This window comes from Nonomuraea sp. NPDC026600 (assembly GCF_040638335.1).
Classification (GTDB): domain Bacteria; phylum Actinomycetota; class Actinomycetes; order Streptosporangiales; family Streptosporangiaceae; genus Nonomuraea.
This window is the reverse complement of the sequence record NZ_JBEZYD010000030.1, coordinates 1-18,035: the sequence shown is the minus strand read 5'-3', so window position 1 is coordinate 18,035 and position 18,035 is coordinate 1. Positions and strand designations below refer to the sequence as shown.

Genomic DNA, 18,035 nt, shown 5'->3' with positions numbered 1-18,035 from the left:
TGATCCGAGTCCTGAAATCTCCCCCAAGAGCAGGATTATGAGATTCACCATCGTGGGTGCGCTGGTCGGCACCATGGCCTTGGCCGGAGTCGGCGGAATCGCGATCACCCAGACATCAGCGTCAGATCCCCTCAACTCAACCGGCCCTCCTCTCCGCGTCGAAGTGGCGTTACCCGCCACCACTCCCACTCCTCAAGTCGGGAAGTACACCGCGAAGACGAAGGTCGTCAAGAAGAAGGGCGTCTCGTATTTGGATGTATCCATCAAGTACGACGGCGCGGCCCGGTTCAGCGTGAAGCAGAAGGTCTGCAGGACCAAGTCGTGCAAGACGACGACCACCGACCTCCCCGTGACCACCGGCGCCGGCCAGAGCAGCAAGAAGATCGGCAAAGGCAGCTACAAGATCAAGGGCAAACCCAGCATCAAGGTCAAGGTCCTGCCCTGGCCCACCCGCACCGTGACAGCCTCCCCGACAGCGACGGCCACGGCGACGATCACCGACACCGCTGACCCTGCCGCCACGGCGACCGACACGGCAACCGCAACGGTGACCCAAACGGCCACGGCAACCATCACGGTCACCCAGGCGGCCACGGTCATGGTCACCGAAACCGCCCCGGCGGCGACGGTCACCGCCACGGTCACCTTCACCTGCCAGCCGAGCACCGAAGCACCGCTGGCTCCCACCGCGATCCCATCGACCTCGGAAAGCCCAGAACCCACCACGACCACGACCACAACGGACACCCTCGTTCAGGCGCCGGCGGACGCAGTGACACCGGCCGAGTCCTCCGTGACCTCGGTCCCCACCTGCCCGGCACCGTCTGAAACGCCGCCGGGAACCGCCACGACGTCAGGAACACCGACGCCGACAGTCACGATCCCTACTGCCGAGGCGCAGTAACCGCGACCCCGCCGACCCGGCTCCCCCTCCGGCGCCGGGTCGGCGGTCACACCGCGCTCCACAGGCACCGGCCCACAAACTGCCTATACGGTTTTGTAGCGGCCCTGATGGTAGAGAAGCGGACGGCCGTCAGCCGGCCCGCCGAGAGCAGTCACCCCACCCACCACGATCGTGTGGTCACCGCCCTCATGGACGGAGGTCGTACGGGCCTCCAGGGTCGCCAGGGCGCCGGTGAAGAGCGCCACGCCCGACTCGCCCCGATGATGCGCCCACCGATCCAGTTGCCCGTCGAGCTCGCGCCCCCGATGCGCGAAGAACCGCGACGCGTCCTCCATGGACTCCGGCAGCACCGACACCCCCCACACCCCCGCCTCCAGCACGGCGTCGTGGAACCGGGCCACCTTCTCCGCGCAGAACAGCACGAGCAGCGGCTCCAGTGAGACCGACGTGAACGAGTTGACGGTCATCGCGTGATCGATCCCGTCGAGCCTGGTCGTGACGATCGCGACTCCGGTGGCGAACCGGCCGACCACCTCACGGTAGGCATCCCGATCAACATGCCGCTCTGTGGAACCATGGTGCACAGTCGCTACTTTATGCCGCTACGTCGGGTTCCTTGGCTGCTGGCCGTGCAGCAACCACGAGCCGCCGGTCGACGCGGGCGCCAGGAAGAAGGCCATGATCACCGCCGCCATGCCCCCGTAGAGGTAGACGTACCCGGCGGGATTGCCGGAGATCACCAGGTCGCCCTGCGAGAGCTCGACCGAGAACGGCATCGACACCAGCAGCCACCCGAGCGCCGTCACCGACACCCCGAGGCGCGAACCCATGAGCTTGCCCGCCCCGAGGCAGACGACGAAGAGCGCGAGCAGCCAGCCGATCGCAGAGCTCGGGACAGGGCCGACGTGCCACGCCGCCTGCGTGAACCCGCCCACGACGCCCATGACCAGCCCCAGCACGAACAGCATGCCGTAGGCGGCTCCACCCAGCGCCGACTCGGCCTGGCTGCGTTGCTCCATGAAGCACGAGGTTAGTGGATGCCCGCGAAGAGATCGTTCTCGCGGTGGTGCGGGGCTCCTATGCCGCCCGACTCGATCGGCGCGCCGGGCATCGCGTGGCCGGGCACGCCGATCGCCAGGATGTAGTGCTCGACGCCCAGCGCCTCCTGGCCGATGTTGTTCGACAGCGCGAACCAGGGGTCGTCGACGCTGATCTGCGTGGCGTGCGCGCGCATGGCGTCCAGCTTGTTGCCGACCCACGGCCGCGCGTCGATCTCCGTGGTGATCACGTCGTCGGGGCTGCCGAACGGCACGTCATCGACGTCCTCGACGAGAAAGTCGACGTCGGCCGCGCGCAGCGCCTCAGCGGCGCGGCGCATCACCGACCTGGCGACGGCCGTGTGGTAGAACTTCGCGATCCGCCACGGCGCCCCTTCGCCGAAGCGCGGGTCGGAGGCGAGCTCGTACGCCCGCCGCGAAACGCGGTGAGCCTGGATGTGGTCGGGATGCCCGTAAAAGCCGTTGTCGTCGTACGTGACGAGGACCTGGGGCCGTACCTCGCGGATGACCTTGACCAGCTCGCCCGCCGCCTCGTCGAGGTCGGCCTGCCAGAACGCGGTGGGCCGGTCGTTGGAGGCGACGCCCATCATGCCCGAATCGCGCCAACGGCCCGGTACGCCGAGGAAGCGGTGGTCCTCGACGCCGAGCGCCTCGCAGGCCGCCGTGAGTTCGGCGATGCGGTGCCGGCCCAGCGTGTCGTCGCGGTCGGCGGCCAGGTGGGCGAGCTCCTGGGGGATGACCTCCCCCTCCTCGCCGAGCGTGCAGGTCACGAGCGTGACGTGCGTGCCTTCCGCCGCGTACTTGGCCATTGTCGCGCCGGTGCCGATCGACTCGTCGTCGGGATGGGCGTGCACGAGCAGCAGCCGTCGGTCAGTCATGAGCTCGAGCGTACTGGCAGGATTGGGGCCATGAGTGAGAGCTTCCCTCGCCTGTCGGCCAGGACCCGCCGGTTCACCCTCGGAGTGCCCAGGGGCTTCACGATCTCCCCCGACGGCGGCAAGGTCGTCTTCCTGCGAACGAAGTCCGGCACCGACCCGGTGACGTGCCTGTGGGAGCTCGACACCGAGACGCATGTCGAGCGCCTCGTGGTCGACCCGCGCACGCTCGACGCCGACGACGGCGACCTCCCGCCCGAGGAGCGCGCCCGCCGCGAGCGCAGCCGCGAGCAGGCGGGCGGCGTGGTCGGCTACACCGCCGACTCCACCGCGTCCAGGGCCGCCTTCGCGCTGTCCGGCAGCCTGTACGTCACCGACCTGCCCGGCGGCGACACACGGCGGCTGGAGACGCCGGGCGCGGTCATCGACCCCCGCATCTCCCCCGACGGGCAGCATGTCGCCTACGTCAGCGCGGGCGCCCTACGGGTGCAGGACCTCGTGACGGGTGCCGACCGCGCCCTCGCGGAGCCCGAGTCGGAGACCGTCACGTACGGCCTGGCCGAGTTCATCGCCGCCGAGGAGATGGACCGGATGCGCGGCCACTGGTGGTCGCCGTCCAGCGACGCGCTCCTGGTCGAGCGGGCCGACGAGGCTCCGATCCACACCTGGCACATCGCCGACCCGGCCAACCCGGACCGGCCCCCGGTGGTTCAGCGCTATCCGGCCGCCGGCACGCCCAACGCGGTGACGCAGTTGTTCGTGCTCGGTCTCGACGGGTCGCGGGTGGCGGTGCCGTACGAGGACGAATACCTCACGACGGCCGCCTGGAGCTCCCACGCCCTGTCGATCGTCACCATGTCGCGTGATCAGAAGAGACTGCGCCTGCACACGGTCGACCCGGCGACCGGCCGGTCCACGCTGGTCCGCGAGGACACCGATCCGGCCTGGGTCGACATCGTCACTGGTGTGCCCGCGCACCTCGACGACGGCTCTCTGGTCTGGGTGGCCTCCGCCGACGGCGGCAACCGGCTGTTCGTGGGCGACCGCGCCGTCACCCCGCCCACTCTGCAGGTACGCGCGGTGCTCGACGTCGACCACGACAGCGTGTTGTTCAGCGCGAGCGGCGATCCCACCGAGATCCAGCTGTGGACCTGGGACGGCCACTCGCTGCTGCCCGTGTCGACCCGTTCCGGCGTGTTCTCTGGGCGGATGTCCGGCGGCGTCGGCGTACTGACCGAGCAGAGCCTCGACGCCGAGGGCGTGTCCACCACTGTCGTACGGCGTGACGGCATGGCGATCCCGATCCCGTCCATGGCCGAACCCCCCGGCCTCGACCTCCGGGTCTCGCTCGGCCGTTCCGGACGCCGCGAGCTCTCCACCGCCGTGGTGCTGCCTTCCTGGCACGAGCAGGGCTCCCGGAAGCTCCCGGTCCTGATGGATCCGTACGGCGGGCCGCACGCGCAGCGGGTGCTCAACCGTCGCGGCGGCTACCTGGAGAGCCAGTGGTTCGCCGAGCAGGGCTTCGCCGTCATCGTGGCCGACGGCCGCGGCACCCCCGGCAGGGGCCCCGCCTTCGAACGTTCCGTGCTGAACGACCTGGCGACCCCCGCGCTGGAGGACCAGATCGACGCCCTGCAGGGGGTGGCCGAGCAGTATCCCAACGACCTCGACCTGACGAAGGTGGCCATCAGGGGCTGGTCGTTCGGCGGCTTCCTGGCGGCGCTGGCCGTGCTGCGCAGGCCCGACGTGTTCCACGCCGCGGTGGCGGGAGCGCCCGTTACGGACTGGCGGTTGTACGACACGTGTTACACCGAGCGATACCTGGGCCATCCGGACGAGCAGCCCGATGTGTACGACAACTCCTCGCTCTTCGGTGACGCGGCCAAGCTGGAGCGGCCGTTGCTGCTGATCCATGGGCTGGCCGACGACAACGTCGTGGCCGCGCACACGCTGCGCCTGTCGTCCGCGCTCCTGGCGGCCGGGCGCCAGCACAGCGTGCTCCCGTTGTCCGGCGTCACGCATATGACTCCGCAGGAGGTGGTGGCGGAGAACCTGCTGCTGCTCCAGGTCGAGTTCTTGAAGCGGTCCCTGGGCAGGTGACGCGGGTGCACCTGCCGACGGGGCTCCTCGGAGCGACTTTCATCCGCTGACCGGGATCACCTGGATTTTCCGGCGGGCGACGTGGCTTTCACCTGCTGACCGGGAACCGACCTTCAGACAAGCGACGCGACCCGCACCGACCAGGACGACCGTGAGCTGATTCCCCGCGCGGTTGGTGTCATCAGCCCGTGGCATGACATGCCACGGGCTGATCTGCCTCCCCGCAGACCAACCCGTGGTCCGATGTGGCCGAAGCCCCCTCTGCGGGATCGTCGTGCCCATGTTCAAGCCCATCGTCCTCACCCTCACCCTCCTCACCTCCGGCCTCCAGACGCAGCAGGCGGCACCCGCCCTCGCCTCGCGGCAAACGCCCACCCTCACCTGGGCCGCCTGCCCAAACGACAAGGTCGGGATGACGTGTGCCGACCTCCAGGTCCCTGCCGACTGGCAGAAACCCGACGGCCGCAAGATCACTCTCAAACTGGGCCGGCTGAAGGCCACCGGCACGTCCTCCGAAGGATCGGTCCTGATCGCCTACGGCGGCCCTGGCGGCCCGGGCATCGCCTTGACCCAGACCTACGCAAGCCTCTGGGCCAAGCTCCGCGAACGGATGGACGTCGTCACCTGGGACACCCGAGGCTACGGCGAGCAGTTCGGCGGCCTCAGCACCGGGCTGGCCTGCACCTGGACCCGCACCCCGCTGCCGGACTTCCCTGAAGACGACGCCGACTTCGGGCGGCTGTCCGACACCAACCGCGGCTACGCCGAAGCCTGCCGCAACAAGGACCCCGAGCTGTTCGCCAACATGAGCTCGGCCGACAACGCCAGAGACATGGAGGCCATCAGGAAGGCTCTGGGCGAGGCCAAGCTCAACTTCTACGGCGCCTCCTACGCCGGGATCTACGCACAGGACTACGCCAGGCTCTTCCCCGGCCAGGTGCGCACCATGGTGCTCGACGGCACGATCAGCCACAGCGGCACCGACTGGACCGCCGACACGGCCGACATGGCCAAAGACAACGAGACGTCCTTCACCCGCTTCTCCACCTGGTGCGCCGGTGCCGGCAAGTGCCAGGAAGTGCCCGCCCAATGGCGCGGCCTGGTCGCCAAGGCCGACCGCTCCCCGATCCCCGCCAGGTCGGCCGGCATCGCCTACACGGGCCGCGACCTGCAATCCCTCGCCCTGGGGTTCGCCCAGCAGGGCGCCGTCGGCTACCCCAAGCTGGCAGACGCCATCCGCAAGGCCGTACACGGTGACGCCTCCGGCTTCGTCCCTGCCCGCGGCTCCCGCTATCCCGACCAGTCAACGGGCGTCACCGAATGCACCGACTGGCCGCGCCCAGCCAGCCGCGCCGAGCTCAACAAGATGATCGCCCGCCTCCGCAAGAGCGCCCCCAACACGGGCACGGCCAACACACTGGCGACGGGCACGCTCGGCTGCATCGGCTGGCCGGTATCGGTGACCAACCCGCCCGCACCCCTCCCCAAGGGCCTGCCGCCGATGCTCGGCGCGGGTGCCTGGCGCGAGTCGGACGCGGTCGCCCGCATCCTCACGCAGGTCCCGGGCAGCGCCACCATCCACCACGACGGCCCGGGACACACGCTCTACGCCTCCAACGAATGCGCCCGCACCCACATCATCCGTTACTTCACGGACCGCACCCTGCCATCCGAATCGACGAAGTGCTGACCCCTGGAAACCTTCTCACCCACAGCCGAAGCGCTGTCCGCCTCACCTGGAGTCAGAAGCGACTGACGACCGGAGCGGCGCACCAACCGCTCCACAAGGCTGCGTACGAGCCGCCCTCCCTCGCTTCTCCCCCGCCTGTGGTTCAGAGCGAAGGCAGCAGGAGTCCCATGCCAGCTACTCCACAGGGCCGCGTACGAACCACCCACCACCACTAACCCTCCCCCTCACGGGTCAGGAGCGAGTGATAGCCGGAGCGCCATGCCAGCTACTCCACAAGGCCGCGTACGAGCCGCCCTCGGCGACCAGTTCTTCGTGCGACCCCAGCTCGCTGATCCGCCCATCCTCCACCACCGCCACCCGGTCCGCGTCGTGCGCCGTGTAGAGGCGGTGGGCGATGGCGATCACCGTACGCCCGTCGAGCACCGCCGCCAGCGACCGCTCCAGGAGCCGGGCCGCGCGGGGGTCGATGAGCGAGGTGGCCTCGTCCAGCACCAGCGTGTGCGGGTCCGCCAGCACCAGGCGGGCCAGCGCCAACTGCTGGGCCTGGGCGGGAGAGACGGCCAGCCCGCCGGACCCGACGACCGTGTCGAGCCCGTCGGGCAGGGCGAGCACCCAGTCGAGCGAGTCGACCGCGGTGAGCGCCGTGCGCACGGCGGTGTCGTCGGCGTCCGGGCGGGCGATCAACAGGTTGTCGCGGAGCGTGCCCTTGAAGATGTGGTGCTCCTGGGTGACCAGCGCGACGTGGCCGCGCAGGTCGTCGATGGGCAGCTCGACCAGGGGCACGCCGCCCACCGACACCGAGCCGGTGCGCGGGCCGTGGATGCCGGCCAGCAGCCTGCCCAGCGTCGACTTGCCCGCGCCGGAGGGGCCGACCATGGCCAGCCGCTCCCCCGGCCGGACGGTCAGCGACACGCCATGCAGCACGTCGCGGCCCTCGCGGTAGGCGTAACGGACGTCGTCGGCCTCCAGCAGTTCGCCCGCGGGCTGCGCGGTGGAGGCCGTCCGGTCGTCGGGCACGTTCGCCACACCGAGCAGCCGGGCCATGGCCGCGCCGCCCACCTGCAACTCGTCGATCCACATGAGGAACCGGTCGAGCGGGTCGATGAGCTGCTGCGCGTACAGGGTGGCGGCGGTGACCTGGGCCAGCGAGACCCAGCCGTTGGTGTAGAACAGGCCGCCGATCAGCAACGTCGAGACGACCGGGATCACGTAGCCGAGTTCGACCATGGGAAACCAGACGGTGCGCAGCCCCAGCGTGTAGCGTTCGGCGGCCCATGAGCCACCGATGTCACGCGCGGTCCGGGCCTCCCGCCGCCTCTGGAGGCCGAGCGCCTCCACGGCCCTGGCGCCCTCGACGGTCTCGGCCAGCCCCTCGGTCATCTCCGCGTAGGCGGCGTTCTCGCGCAGGTAGCCGTCGCGGGCCCGGTTGAGATACCAGCGGGTGGAGATCCAGAGCAGCGGCGCCGCGATCAGCATCGGCAGCATGAGCAACGGGCTGACCAGCACCACGGCGCCCACGGTGATCGCGAAGGTGACGATCGCGATCAGCGTCTCGGGTACGGCGTGCCGGACGGTCCGGGAGAGGGAGTCGACGTCGCGGGAGGTCCTGGTGATCAGGTCCCCCGAGCCGGCCCGCTCGATCGTCGACAGCGGCAGGCCGAGCACCCGGTCGACGAAGTCCTCGCGCAGTTCGGCGAGGACCTTCTCACCGAGCTTGGCCGAGGCGAGCACCGCGTAACGCACCAGCGCGCCCTGCCCGAACAGGAACACCCCGATGCCGACGGCAACGAGCAGCACGTTGACGTGGCCGCCGTCCTGGACGTTCTGCACCAGCTTGCCGAGCTGCCAGGGCACGGCCAGCCCGACGATCGCCGCCAGCCCGTGCAGGGCCAGGGTGATGGCGAGCCGGCGCGGATACTTGAGCGTCAGTCGCCTGGCGTAGGCGCGCACCTGTTTCTGGTCGGCGACCGGCAGGATCTCGCGGGCCATCGTCAGTCCTCCCCTCTTGTCACGGTCGCGGTGTATTCCGGCGAGGTCTCCAGCAGGTCGCGGTGCGTGCCTTCGGCGAGCACCCTGCCGTTCTCGACGTAGATCACATGGTCAGTGCGGTCGAGCACCAGCGGGCTGGTCGTGCAGACCAAAGTGGTCTTGCCGACGCGGGCCTTGGCCAGCCGCTCGCCGATGCGGGCCTCGCTGTGCGCGTCGACGGCGCTGGTCGGCTCGACCAGGATGAGCACCTCCGGATCGGCGAGCAGTGCCCTGACCAGCCGGAGGCGTTGCTGCTGCCCACCGGAGAACTCCCGGCCCGCCTCGGCCACCACGGCGTCCAGCCCGTCGGGCAGGGCCTCGATGATGTCCTCGGCGCAGGCGGCGTACAACGCCTGCCGTACCCGCTCGTGGGAGGAGCCGCCGCGGACGTCGAGCTCGTCGCGGAGCCTGCCGGCGAACAGGCGGGCGCCGTTGTCGGCGACCAGGATGCGCGTACGGATCTCGGCCATCGGCAGCGTCGCCAGGTCGGCCCCGCCGAAGGTGACGTCGCCGTCGGCGTACCGGCCCAGCCGGTCGGCGATGGCGATGGCGTCCTCCGGCGAGCCGGCCGCGATCGCGGTCAGGACGCCCGGCTGTACGGTGACGCCGCTGTAGGAGTCGCGCAGCACGCCACCCTCGCTGGCGCCGGTGCCCCCCGACACCTCGGGCTCGATGGACAGGATGCGCACCACGCGACGCGCCGCGACGTGACCCTTGGTCAGCTTGTCGGCGACCTCGGTGAGCGTGCGCATCGGGCCGATCAGGAAGACCGCGTAGCCGTAGAAGGCGACGAGCTGTCCAGCGGTGATCTCGCCGCCGATCGCGAACGACGCGCCGATCCCGGTGACGACCGCGATGAGCACTCCGGGCAGCAGGATCTGCGCGCCTTCGAGCAGCGACTCGATCTTCGACACACTGACGCCCGCGTGCCGTACCCGCTGGGACTCTTCGCGGTAGCGCGCGGCGAACACCTGCTCGCCGCCGATGCCACGCAGCACCCGCAGGCCCGTCACGATGTCGGCCGACCGGGTGGACAGGTCGCCCGCCAGATCGCGCTGGATCTTCTGCCGCTTGTGCAGGGGCCTGAGCAGAGGCCCGACCGCGACGGCCATCAGCGGCACGCCGAACATCACCAGCAGGCCCAGCGGCAGCGAGGTGGAGATGAGGATCACGGTGACCACGATGATCGCCACGACGGCGCCGGTGCCACGCAGCAGGACGTCCATCGAGTTGCCGATGTGGGCGATGTCGGAGTTGCCGACGCTGACGACCTCGCCGGTCGACACCCGCTTGGGCAGCGTGGCGCCGAGCCGGGTGGCATGCCTGGTGGTGACCTGTACGGTGCGGTAGGCGGCGGCCAGCCAGTTGTAGACCGCCATCCGGTGCCGCATGATCCCGGTGAACGCCTGCATCAGGCCGAGCCCGAACATGATCGCCGACCAGGTCAGCAGCGCCCGGGTGTCCTTGGCCGTGACGGCGTCGATGCCGTTGCCGAGCACGGCCGGGACCAGCGCCTGCACCAGCCACCAGACGATGGCGAAGCCGATGCCCGTCAGCAGTGACCGCGTTTGCATGCGCGCGTTCCACCACAGGTACCGGAGCGGGCTGCGGATGTCGGGCATGCCGAGATCGGCTTCAGGAAGGGAGCGCATAGCTCAACAAGGTTGACAAGACGCATGCTTACCCGGCAAACCATTTTCCGACTGGCAACCACGCCGACGCCCACCGACCAGGCCCACCGGGGCCCGTCACTCTTGACACCCAGACTCCACGCGTACGACCTGACCACGGCGAATTCCACGTCCGTCCGAGATCGCCGGTCCCCCTCCAGAGGCTCGGAAGCCGACACCCCCTCCACCCGCAATCGCAGCATTCCGCCGCATCACCCACCCCCGCCCCACCCGAACCGCCCGTCACCGCTCCAGCCCAGATCGCCGATCCCCCTCCAGGGGCTCCAGGGTCGACATCCCCTCCACCCGCAATCGCAGCATTCCGCCGCATCGGCCGCCCCTGTCTCACGCCGGACCGCCCGTCACCCTCCGGCCGCGATACCCCCGTCTTCGTTCCCGTGCCGGGCGGGATCGCCCGTCCCCACTTCGGGCGGGATCGCCCGTTCCCGTGCCGGGTGGGGTCTCCCGGCCCGGATCGCCCGCCCCAGCACAGATCGCGCGCCTCGGCCCCGCCCCGGATCGCCCGCCGCAGCCTCGGCCGGGACCGGCGATGCCGCCTCATGCCGCTCATGCCGCCTCATGCCGGATGGCCGTCCCGTCTCTTCCCGAGGGTTGACCGGCATCCTCCATCGGGGTCGGAGCGTTCCGGGGAAGTGATCCACTACCCGATCACTCGTTCGGATGGCTTCCGCTCAAATGCCGCAGCGCGGGACACGCCGAAGCGCTTTACGGGGCGCATGTTCGCATCGGGATGACACTTCGTAGTGCTTTCGCCGTTCAGCCGCCCGGTGCCTGCGGTTTCCACGCCGTTCTACGGCGGACCCGGTCTTACACCGTGTATCGAGGGCGGCTCAGGTGATTCCGGTGATCTCCGCGGTGCGCCAGAATCGGTCCCTGTGAAGCACGGGTACACCAACAGCACGGTCGGCGACGACACATGGGTCGTCAAGTGTTACGAGGGTCCTGACGCGGCGATCCGCCTCAGGACCGAGAGCAGGTTCCTGCGCCGGTTGCGCGGGCGACTGCCTGTGCCCGCCGTACATCAGGTGACCTCCACGAGCGTGACCACCCGCTACGTACGCGGCGCGCACGGCCAGGACCTGCTCGACGAAGGCCGGGTGATCGAGGTCCTCGCCGGGTGCGGGCAGACGCTCGCCCGCATCCACCGGCTGGGGATCGTGCACGGCGACTACGGGCCGCAGAACCTGCTGTTCGACCCGGCCACGTTCGAGACGGCGGCGATCCTCGACTGGGAATGGGCGCACCCGGGCGAGCCGATCGAGGACCTCGCGTGGTGCGAGTGGATCGTGCGCATGCACCACCCGGAACACGTACCGCACCTGCCGTCCTTCTTCGACGCGTACGGCGGACCGGTGCCGTCCTGGCCGGACCGTAACGCGGCCATGCTGGCGCGCTGCCGTGCCCTGCTCGACTTCACCGGCCGGTGGGAGCCGGGCGGCGACGGCGAGAAGCTGTGGCGCGAGCGCCTCGACATCACCGCCTCCTGGACCGCCTGACACACCCGACCCGAGTCAGGACGTCAGGGCAGCAACTGCAGCCGCCAGTCGTTGCAGCGGATCGGATGACCGGCCGGGTATTCGAAGTCGACCTCCCCGACGAACGTGAACCCGGCCTTGCGGCAGATCGCGTTGGACGCCGAATGTCCCACAGACGGGTAGGCGTGCAGATGCCTGTTCCTACCCTCCGCCCGAGCCTTGGCCGCCACGGCGACGGCGGCGGCCGTCGCGATGCCCCGCCCCTGGAACTCCGGCAAAACCCCCCAGCCCGTCTCATACACGGTCTCGCCCTGCCATTCCCGCTCCCAGTAGCCGATAGAGCCGGCCGACTCCAGCTCAGGCTCCACGACCACACTGAACATGGCCCCCAGACCCGGAGCATCCAGCTTGAGATAGCGCTCGTGCCGCGCGACCACCTGGTCCTCGGTTTCGGGACCGCCCAAGTGCTCGGTCATCTCGGGGTCGTTGAGGCGGCGCAGTAGCTCAAGGTCACCCTGCGACCAGGGCTCAAGCCGGACAAAAGGTATCTCCATCCCGCGGATGGTACTCAACGAGTCTGACAACCATGATTGTCTAATCCGCGCGAACCTTGCGACATCCGGACCTACCTTGCGATCGATCGTGCAACGTCCGGACTAACCCTGCGACAGGAAAGATGGGTAGTTGTGTCGGCCCGCTGTCCGATCCGGGGCACCGGCTCCGACGTCCCAGGCAAATCCGATCTTCGGAAGGAAGCCACAGACCATGGGCAAGGTCATCGCGAGCGCGACGGTGTCGTTGGACGGCTTCATCGCCGATGAGTCGGACCGGGTAGGTCCGCTCTTCGACTGGTACAACAACGGGGACGTCCCCTTCAACGGCGGCGACCCCGAGCGGGTCTTCCACGTTTCGGCCGCCAGCGCCACGTATATGGAGGAAACCTGGTCGCGGGTCGGAACGGCGGTGATCGGCCGTCGCCTGTTTGACATCACCAACGGCTGGAACGGCCGCCCCGCAGTCGGCGACGCCGTCTTCGTGGTGACCCACCAACCGCCGACGGACTGGCCGTTCCCCGACGCGCCGTTCACATTCGTCACAGATGGTCTGGCAAGCGCGATTGCCCGGGCCAAGGCCGCCGCCGGGGACAAGGACGTGTCGCTGACCGGCGGTGACCTGCTGGGCCAGGCCCTGGCCGCCGACCTCGTGGACGAACTCCAGGTCGACCTGGTCCCGGTGGTGTTCGGCAAGGGCGTACGGTTTTTCGGCGCGTACGACGGTCCACCCGCGCTCCTCGGCAACCCGGAGATCGTCCAAGGCGACCGAGTCACCCATCTGCGATACGACGTCCGTCGATAGCGCGCCCAGAGAAGGCACCGCCGAGGTCTCGTTAGACGAGCCGTCACACGAACCGAAGGCCCGAGTCCACCACCGACTCGAACCACCAAGATCCACCGAATCCGCAAAGTCGGTCTGGCCAAATCCCGGCAGGGAGATCAGACCTACCCAGCGAGACCCAGGTCAGCCCGCCGACCGTTCGCAGACTTCAACGGGATCGGACAATGATTGTCCCGTCGCTTGGTGGTCCGCTACGACGCAGAGCCTGGTTGGACACAAGCTATGGCCGGGGCACGACCACGTCATGCTGCTCGCCTTCGACTCCACGGTGACCGGCATCGCCTCACAGCCGTGACGACGCAGGACGGTAAGTCGCGCTCGCACGCACCGGAAGCCGGCCGAGTTCATGCCCGTCAATCTAGGAAAGAATCTGACCTCAATAGCTTCTACCGTCGGTCCCGTTATCGCGACACATCGGGAGAAAGCATGAGTACCGAGATCCGCCCTTTTAAGATCGACATCGCCCAGGCAGATCTGGATGACCTGAACCAGCGACTGGATCGCATCCGGTGGCCCCAGCAGTTGCCCGGCGATGGATGGAGCCGTGGTGTTCCCGTCACGTCCCTGCGAGAACTTGCCGGCTACTGGCGCAACGAGTACGACTGGCGCCGTCACGAGGCACGACTGAACAAGTTTCCGCAGTTCATGACCGAGATCGACGGTCAGGACGTGCATTTTATGCACGTACGGTCGGCCGACCCCGCCGCTCTGCCGCTGATCCTCACGCATGGCTGGCCGAACTCGTTTGTGGAGTTCACCGAGCTCATCGATCGCCTCACCGACCCCCTTACGCACGGCGGTGATCCGGCTCAGGCATTCCACGTCGTCGTGCCCTCGTTGCCAGGCTTCGGATTCTCCGCGCCGCCGCGCGGGGCCGGTTGGAATGCGACACGCGTGGCGCGGATCTGGGCGGAGCTGATGGGCCGCCTAGGTTACGAGCGGTATGGCACGCAAGGCGGGGATTTCGGAGCGTATGTCGCTCCGGAGGTGGCGAAGGTTGCCCCAGACCATGTGGTCGGCGTCTACATCATCGGCGGCCTCGGCTTCCCCGCTGAGAAGGATCTTCCGGAGATGACGGAGGAGGAGCAGGGCGCCTTCACTCGGCTGATGGAACAGGATTGGATGAACGGGGTCGACCACCATGGGCTGCTGCGTGCGGCTCCGCAGACTTTCACCTACGGGTGGCATGACTCCCCGCACGCGGCACTGGCCTGGATGACTCAGAAGTTCCACGAGTTCAACGCCTCCGGCAGGCCTCTGGAGCAGGCGATCGACCGGGACCTGTTCCTGACCAACGTGAGCCTGTACTGGTTCACCGGGACGTTCGGAACGTCGGCCTGGCCGTACTACGACAGCACCGGCTTCGGCTGGCCGGAAGGGCAGACCGTCGCGCCGACCGGCGTTTACAGCGGACCGCCCGGCATCCGCCGGCTTGCGGAACGCCACAACACCATCCTTCACTGGCCGGAGGACAACCCTGCCGGTCACCATTTCATCGCCATGGACCAGCCGGATCACTTTGCCGCTGACATCCGTACCTTCTTCGCCAAAGTTCGCTGACCGTCGCGGACCGGCCGCCTGGTCCTCTCCGGACCAGGCGGCCGGAGAGTAAGTCTGAACAAGGTCCGCAGTCGGTGTTCGGACCTGGTCTTCAACCCACAGCTCAACCGCTGGCAGGGTTGAGCGCTGTCCTGTATGGGTGAACCTGCGAACTTCGAGCTCACCATGCCAGCCGGGTCGCTGCGTCCGGATCAAGACTGCCAACCGAGCGTCCGATCAGAGCAGAGCAGGGTGCTCCCAGTGACAGCCGTGTTGCCACGCTGTCAGGATCGGAACATGTCCCGCGATCTTCGGCTGCGAGCCACCTTCGACAGCGCGGCCGGCTCCTATCAAAACGCACGCCCCGACTACCCGGCCGAGCTGTATTCCGACCTGCTTGCCATCACGGCGATCACGCCACCGGCGCACCTGCTCGAAGTCGGATGCGGTCCGGGGAAGGCCACGCTGCCATTGGCACGGATGGGCTTCCGGATCACCGCGATCGAACTCGGCGCCGCCCTGGCGGCGGAGGCACGGCACCGCCTCGCCGAATTCGCCGACGCTTCCGTGATCACGTCGTCATTCGAAGACTGGGAGCCGCCGACTGGGGCCCGCTTCGATCTCGCCTACGCGGCCACGGCGTGGAAATGGGTGGACCCGGCGGTCAAGTACGCGAAAGCCGCCAAGCTACTCACCCAGGGCGGCCACTTGGCCGTGTGGAACGCCGACCACGCGATGCCGGCAGACTTCGACCCGTTCTTCACCGAGATCCAGCAGGTCTACGAGGAGATCGGCGAAGTCCATGACGGCCCGTGGCCACCGCCGCCGCCGGAGGACCTGCCCAACCCCATCGCCGCCGAGTTCGAGGCCTCCGGGCATTTCACGGTGGTCGGGACGAGGCTCTACGTGTGGGCTCTGCGCTACACGGCAGACGAATACATCGCCCTGCTCGACACGTTCTCCGGCCACATCGCCATGGAGCCGGCCAAGAACGAACACCTCTACCAGGAAATACGCCGGCGCCTCGCCGCACGCCCGGACGGACGACTTACCCGCCACTGGTCGGTCGTCCTCACAGTCGGCCGACGCCTGTGACGTGGAGGTAAAGAGACCCAGAGCAGGGCGCACCGGACGTGGCGGAACTACCTGACGTCTTGCAGGCCAGTAGGCAGTACGACAATGCGCTGGATCTTGTCGCTCTCTCCTCGGAAACCGCACATTCACCTGCTTGGCTCCGGTCATGACGACCATCGCGTACCTTGACCAACTCGCCGCCAGCGCCCCGGGCCGCGCGTACAAGCGGGATCTGCTGACCATGATGGATCTGCGGCCCGGCCAGACCGTACTCGACATCGGTTGCGGGCCCGGCACCGACCTGGCCGACCTCTCCGACGGACCAGCCCAGACCCCAGCCGTCGGCGGAGACGGTCCTTCGGTCGGGGGAATCGACCTCCCGACGCTGCATCTCGGCAACGGATTCGGCGGACAGGACGCAGGTGCCGTCGGGCGCCAGGCCGCCGTCCAGCTGCATGCGCGCGAAGCGGACCATGTCACCGGCCGAGACGACGACCCGTGCGACCGGGCCGGTCGAGCGGGGCTGGATGGCCCAGACCGGGGCCGGGTCGGGGTCCTGTCCCGGCGCGCCGAGGTGGCCCATCGCGGCCCGGAACCGCAGCGCCTCTTCCGGCAGGGTCATCGAGCGCTCAAGTTCCCAGCGGGGTAACAGCAGGTCCTTCATCGCCTGGTCCCAGGTCTTGCCGGTGAGCACCTCGATGATGCGGCCCAGCACGACGAACCTCACCTCCATGCCCGTCGCCTGGCTCAGCACCCCTGAGGCCAGCTTGTGGATCTCACCGTCCACCAGCACCGCCAGCGCGGCTCCCGGCACATGATGCTTGGCGCGCAGGAAATCCAGCCGCTCCTGCCAGTGCGACACGAAGTCACCGGCCGTGGCCTGGCGGTCGCTGCTCTGTACGTTGGACATTTCGACTCCTTAGCGAAAGCCGCGTAGACGGCGGAATATGCGAGGTACGCGGTCGGCCACCGCGATGGCCTTCCAAGACGCACGACGCCGAACTTCCGGATTCGGTGCGCCGTACCTCTGGCGTGCACACAACGATGCCCACCACCGCTGTCAGCCATCTGAGATCGCGCTGTTACAGGCCCCTGGCGCCTGTCCGGCGGGATCAGCGGCGAATCGCTGCCCGTGGTTCGGCTTGCCGCCTGTCGGGCTCGTCCGGCCAGGATCGAGAGGCTCTCGAGCAGCAGATCCGAAGGGTGACTTCCTCGGCTGAACGTTCGTGCTCGGGTTTTCCCTGAGGTATTCCCTGATGCGAGTTCTGAGGCGGGACGGCTAAGCTGACTTTCGGGTTTAGACGGGGAGTCCGGCTTTGCTCGACAGAAAGCACCAGGAGCCATGAAGTGGCGTGCTTGGGACGGCTGGCGCTGGATCATCGTCACTGCACTGATCGGTGTGCTGACCTTTGCACTGGGCATCCTTTTGCGCAGCGGGGATCTGGCGACCGCGGCCAACATCGCTCAGTTGATCTCGCTGCTCCCCATTGTGGCAGCTCTGATTGGTTGGGCAGGTCAGTCCCGCGGATCGCCGGACGGCGATGAGATAGGTGCTCGGTCGCAAGAGCCGTCCGGCGCCTCTGAAACGCGGGGAAGCGGTGCGGCGGCACCGGTACGAAAAGAGGGGCGCCGTTTCTCACTGCGGATGGCGGTCGCCATCGTCGCCACGCTTGCCATCGCGCTCGCCGGGTTCCAAACCTTTCAGCTGTTGTCTCGGCCGGAGCCCTGGACCCGGACGACAGGGGACGCGGTCCAGTCCAGCCCTGCCGAAGCCGATGGCGTCGTTTACGTCGGCAGCGACGACGGCAAGGTTTATGCGTTGGACGCGAGGACTGGGCATATCAATTGGACCTTCACGACGGGCGGTCCCGTTCACACGCGCCCCGATGTGGCCAACGGAGTCGTCTATATCGCGAGCCGAGACGGAAAGGTCTATGCGCTTTCGGCTACGACGGGGAAGATTCGCTGGACCTATGTCACCCAGAAAGCGGCGTATGCGCGCCCTACGGTGCAGGGCGATGTCGTCTATGTGGGCAGCGAAGACCACAACCTTTACGCACTCGATGCGCTGACCGGCGAGATAAGCTGGAAATTCGCTGCGAAAGGCGGCATCTACACAGGCTGAATTCGTAGGGTCGGTCATGTGTTCAAGGGGTGTTCGATTATCAGGCCGGTCTGGGCGAGACAGCCGTCGAGTAGGTGGGGC

At 68.3% G+C, this 18,035-nt stretch carries 15 protein-coding genes; 8 read left to right on the top strand and 7 right to left on the bottom strand.

Annotated elements, in window-relative coordinates:
• Nucleotides 1-37 precede the first annotated feature (37 nt).
• Nucleotides 38-904 (top strand): hypothetical protein, encoded by an 867-nt coding sequence (locus tag AB0F17_RS46045; RefSeq protein ID WP_358036763.1) that lies wholly within the window; start codon nucleotides 38-40, stop codon nucleotides 902-904.
• An 83-nt stretch (nucleotides 905-987) separates the two neighbouring features.
• On the opposite strand, the gene AB0F17_RS46040 is transcribed toward AB0F17_RS46045, so the two are convergent.
• From AB0F17_RS46040 to mshB, 3 genes are read right to left on the bottom strand one after another with little or no spacing between them, the layout of a single operon-like run.
• Nucleotides 988-1,488 (bottom strand): flavin reductase family protein, encoded by a 501-nt coding sequence (locus tag AB0F17_RS46040; protein ID WP_358036761.1) that lies wholly within the window; start codon nucleotides 1,486-1,488, stop codon nucleotides 988-990.
• 18 nt (nucleotides 1,489-1,506) lie between these two features.
• Nucleotides 1,507-1,923 (bottom strand): DUF6113 family protein, encoded by a 417-nt coding sequence (locus tag AB0F17_RS46035; RefSeq protein ID WP_358036759.1) that lies wholly within the window; start codon nucleotides 1,921-1,923, stop codon nucleotides 1,507-1,509.
• Between the two features lie 11 nt (nucleotides 1,924-1,934).
• On the bottom strand, nucleotides 1,935-2,840 hold the full coding sequence (gene mshB / locus AB0F17_RS46030) for an N-acetyl-1-D-myo-inositol-2-amino-2-deoxy-alpha-D-glucopyranoside deacetylase (RefSeq protein ID WP_358036757.1): 906 nt from the start codon (nucleotides 2,838-2,840) through the stop codon (nucleotides 1,935-1,937).
• A gap of 30 nt (nucleotides 2,841-2,870) precedes the next feature.
• Between mshB and AB0F17_RS46025 the strand changes: the two genes are divergently transcribed.
• Nucleotides 2,871-4,937: a prolyl oligopeptidase family serine peptidase gene (locus AB0F17_RS46025; protein WP_358036755.1), complete on the top strand. Its 2,067-nt coding sequence runs from the start codon at nucleotides 2,871-2,873 to the stop codon at nucleotides 4,935-4,937.
• Between the two features lie 280 nt (nucleotides 4,938-5,217).
• Nucleotides 5,218-6,627, top strand: a complete 1,410-nt coding sequence (locus tag AB0F17_RS46020; RefSeq protein WP_358036753.1) for an alpha/beta fold hydrolase — start codon at nucleotides 5,218-5,220, stop codon at nucleotides 6,625-6,627.
• Between the two features lie 231 nt (nucleotides 6,628-6,858).
• On the opposite strand, the gene AB0F17_RS46015 is transcribed toward AB0F17_RS46020, so the two are convergent.
• Nucleotides 6,859-8,616: an ABC transporter ATP-binding protein gene (locus tag AB0F17_RS46015; protein WP_358036751.1), complete on the bottom strand. Its 1,758-nt coding sequence runs from the start codon at nucleotides 8,614-8,616 to the stop codon at nucleotides 6,859-6,861.
• 2 nt (nucleotides 8,617-8,618) lie between these two features.
• Nucleotides 8,619-10,307 (bottom strand): ABC transporter ATP-binding protein, encoded by a 1,689-nt coding sequence (locus tag AB0F17_RS46010; protein WP_358036749.1) that lies wholly within the window; start codon nucleotides 10,305-10,307, stop codon nucleotides 8,619-8,621.
• Nucleotides 10,308-11,221: 914 nt separating this feature from the next.
• On the opposite strand from AB0F17_RS46010, the gene AB0F17_RS46005 reads away from it, so the two are divergent.
• Entirely contained in the window at nucleotides 11,222-11,842 is a 621-nt protein-coding gene (locus AB0F17_RS46005) for a phosphotransferase (protein WP_358036747.1), read from the top strand.
• A gap of 23 nt (nucleotides 11,843-11,865) precedes the next feature.
• On the opposite strand, the gene AB0F17_RS46000 is transcribed toward AB0F17_RS46005, so the two are convergent.
• Nucleotides 11,866-12,375, bottom strand: coding sequence for a GNAT family N-acetyltransferase (locus AB0F17_RS46000; RefSeq protein WP_358036745.1), 510 nt, complete (start codon nucleotides 12,373-12,375; stop codon nucleotides 11,866-11,868).
• Between the two features lie 211 nt (nucleotides 12,376-12,586).
• Between AB0F17_RS46000 and AB0F17_RS45995 the strand changes: the two genes are divergently transcribed.
• The 3 genes from AB0F17_RS45995 (at nucleotide 12,587) to AB0F17_RS45985 (ending at nucleotide 15,850) form a co-directional block, all read left to right on the top strand.
• Nucleotides 12,587-13,177, top strand: coding sequence for a dihydrofolate reductase family protein (locus AB0F17_RS45995; RefSeq protein WP_358036743.1), 591 nt, complete (start codon nucleotides 12,587-12,589; stop codon nucleotides 13,175-13,177).
• Nucleotides 13,178-13,642: 465 nt separating this feature from the next.
• On the top strand, nucleotides 13,643-14,776 hold the full coding sequence (locus tag AB0F17_RS45990) for an epoxide hydrolase (protein WP_358036741.1): 1,134 nt from the start codon (nucleotides 13,643-13,645) through the stop codon (nucleotides 14,774-14,776).
• 276 nt (nucleotides 14,777-15,052) lie between these two features.
• Nucleotides 15,053-15,850, top strand: a complete 798-nt coding sequence (locus tag AB0F17_RS45985) for a methyltransferase domain-containing protein (RefSeq protein WP_358036739.1) — start codon at nucleotides 15,053-15,055, stop codon at nucleotides 15,848-15,850.
• On the opposite strand, the gene AB0F17_RS45980 is transcribed toward AB0F17_RS45985, so the two are convergent.
• Entirely contained in the window at nucleotides 15,828-16,739 is a 912-nt protein-coding gene (locus AB0F17_RS45980; RefSeq protein ID WP_358036737.1) for a serine hydrolase domain-containing protein, read from the bottom strand. The two genes, AB0F17_RS45985 and AB0F17_RS45980, sit on opposite strands and share 23 nt — an antisense overlap.
• A 432-nt stretch (nucleotides 16,740-17,171) precedes the next feature.
• On the opposite strand from AB0F17_RS45980, the gene AB0F17_RS45975 reads away from it, so the two are divergent.
• Complete coding sequence (locus tag AB0F17_RS45975; protein ID WP_358036735.1) at nucleotides 17,172-17,954, top strand: PQQ-binding-like beta-propeller repeat protein; 783 nt, start codon at nucleotides 17,172-17,174, stop codon at nucleotides 17,952-17,954.
• Nucleotides 17,955-18,035 lie beyond the last annotated feature (81 nt).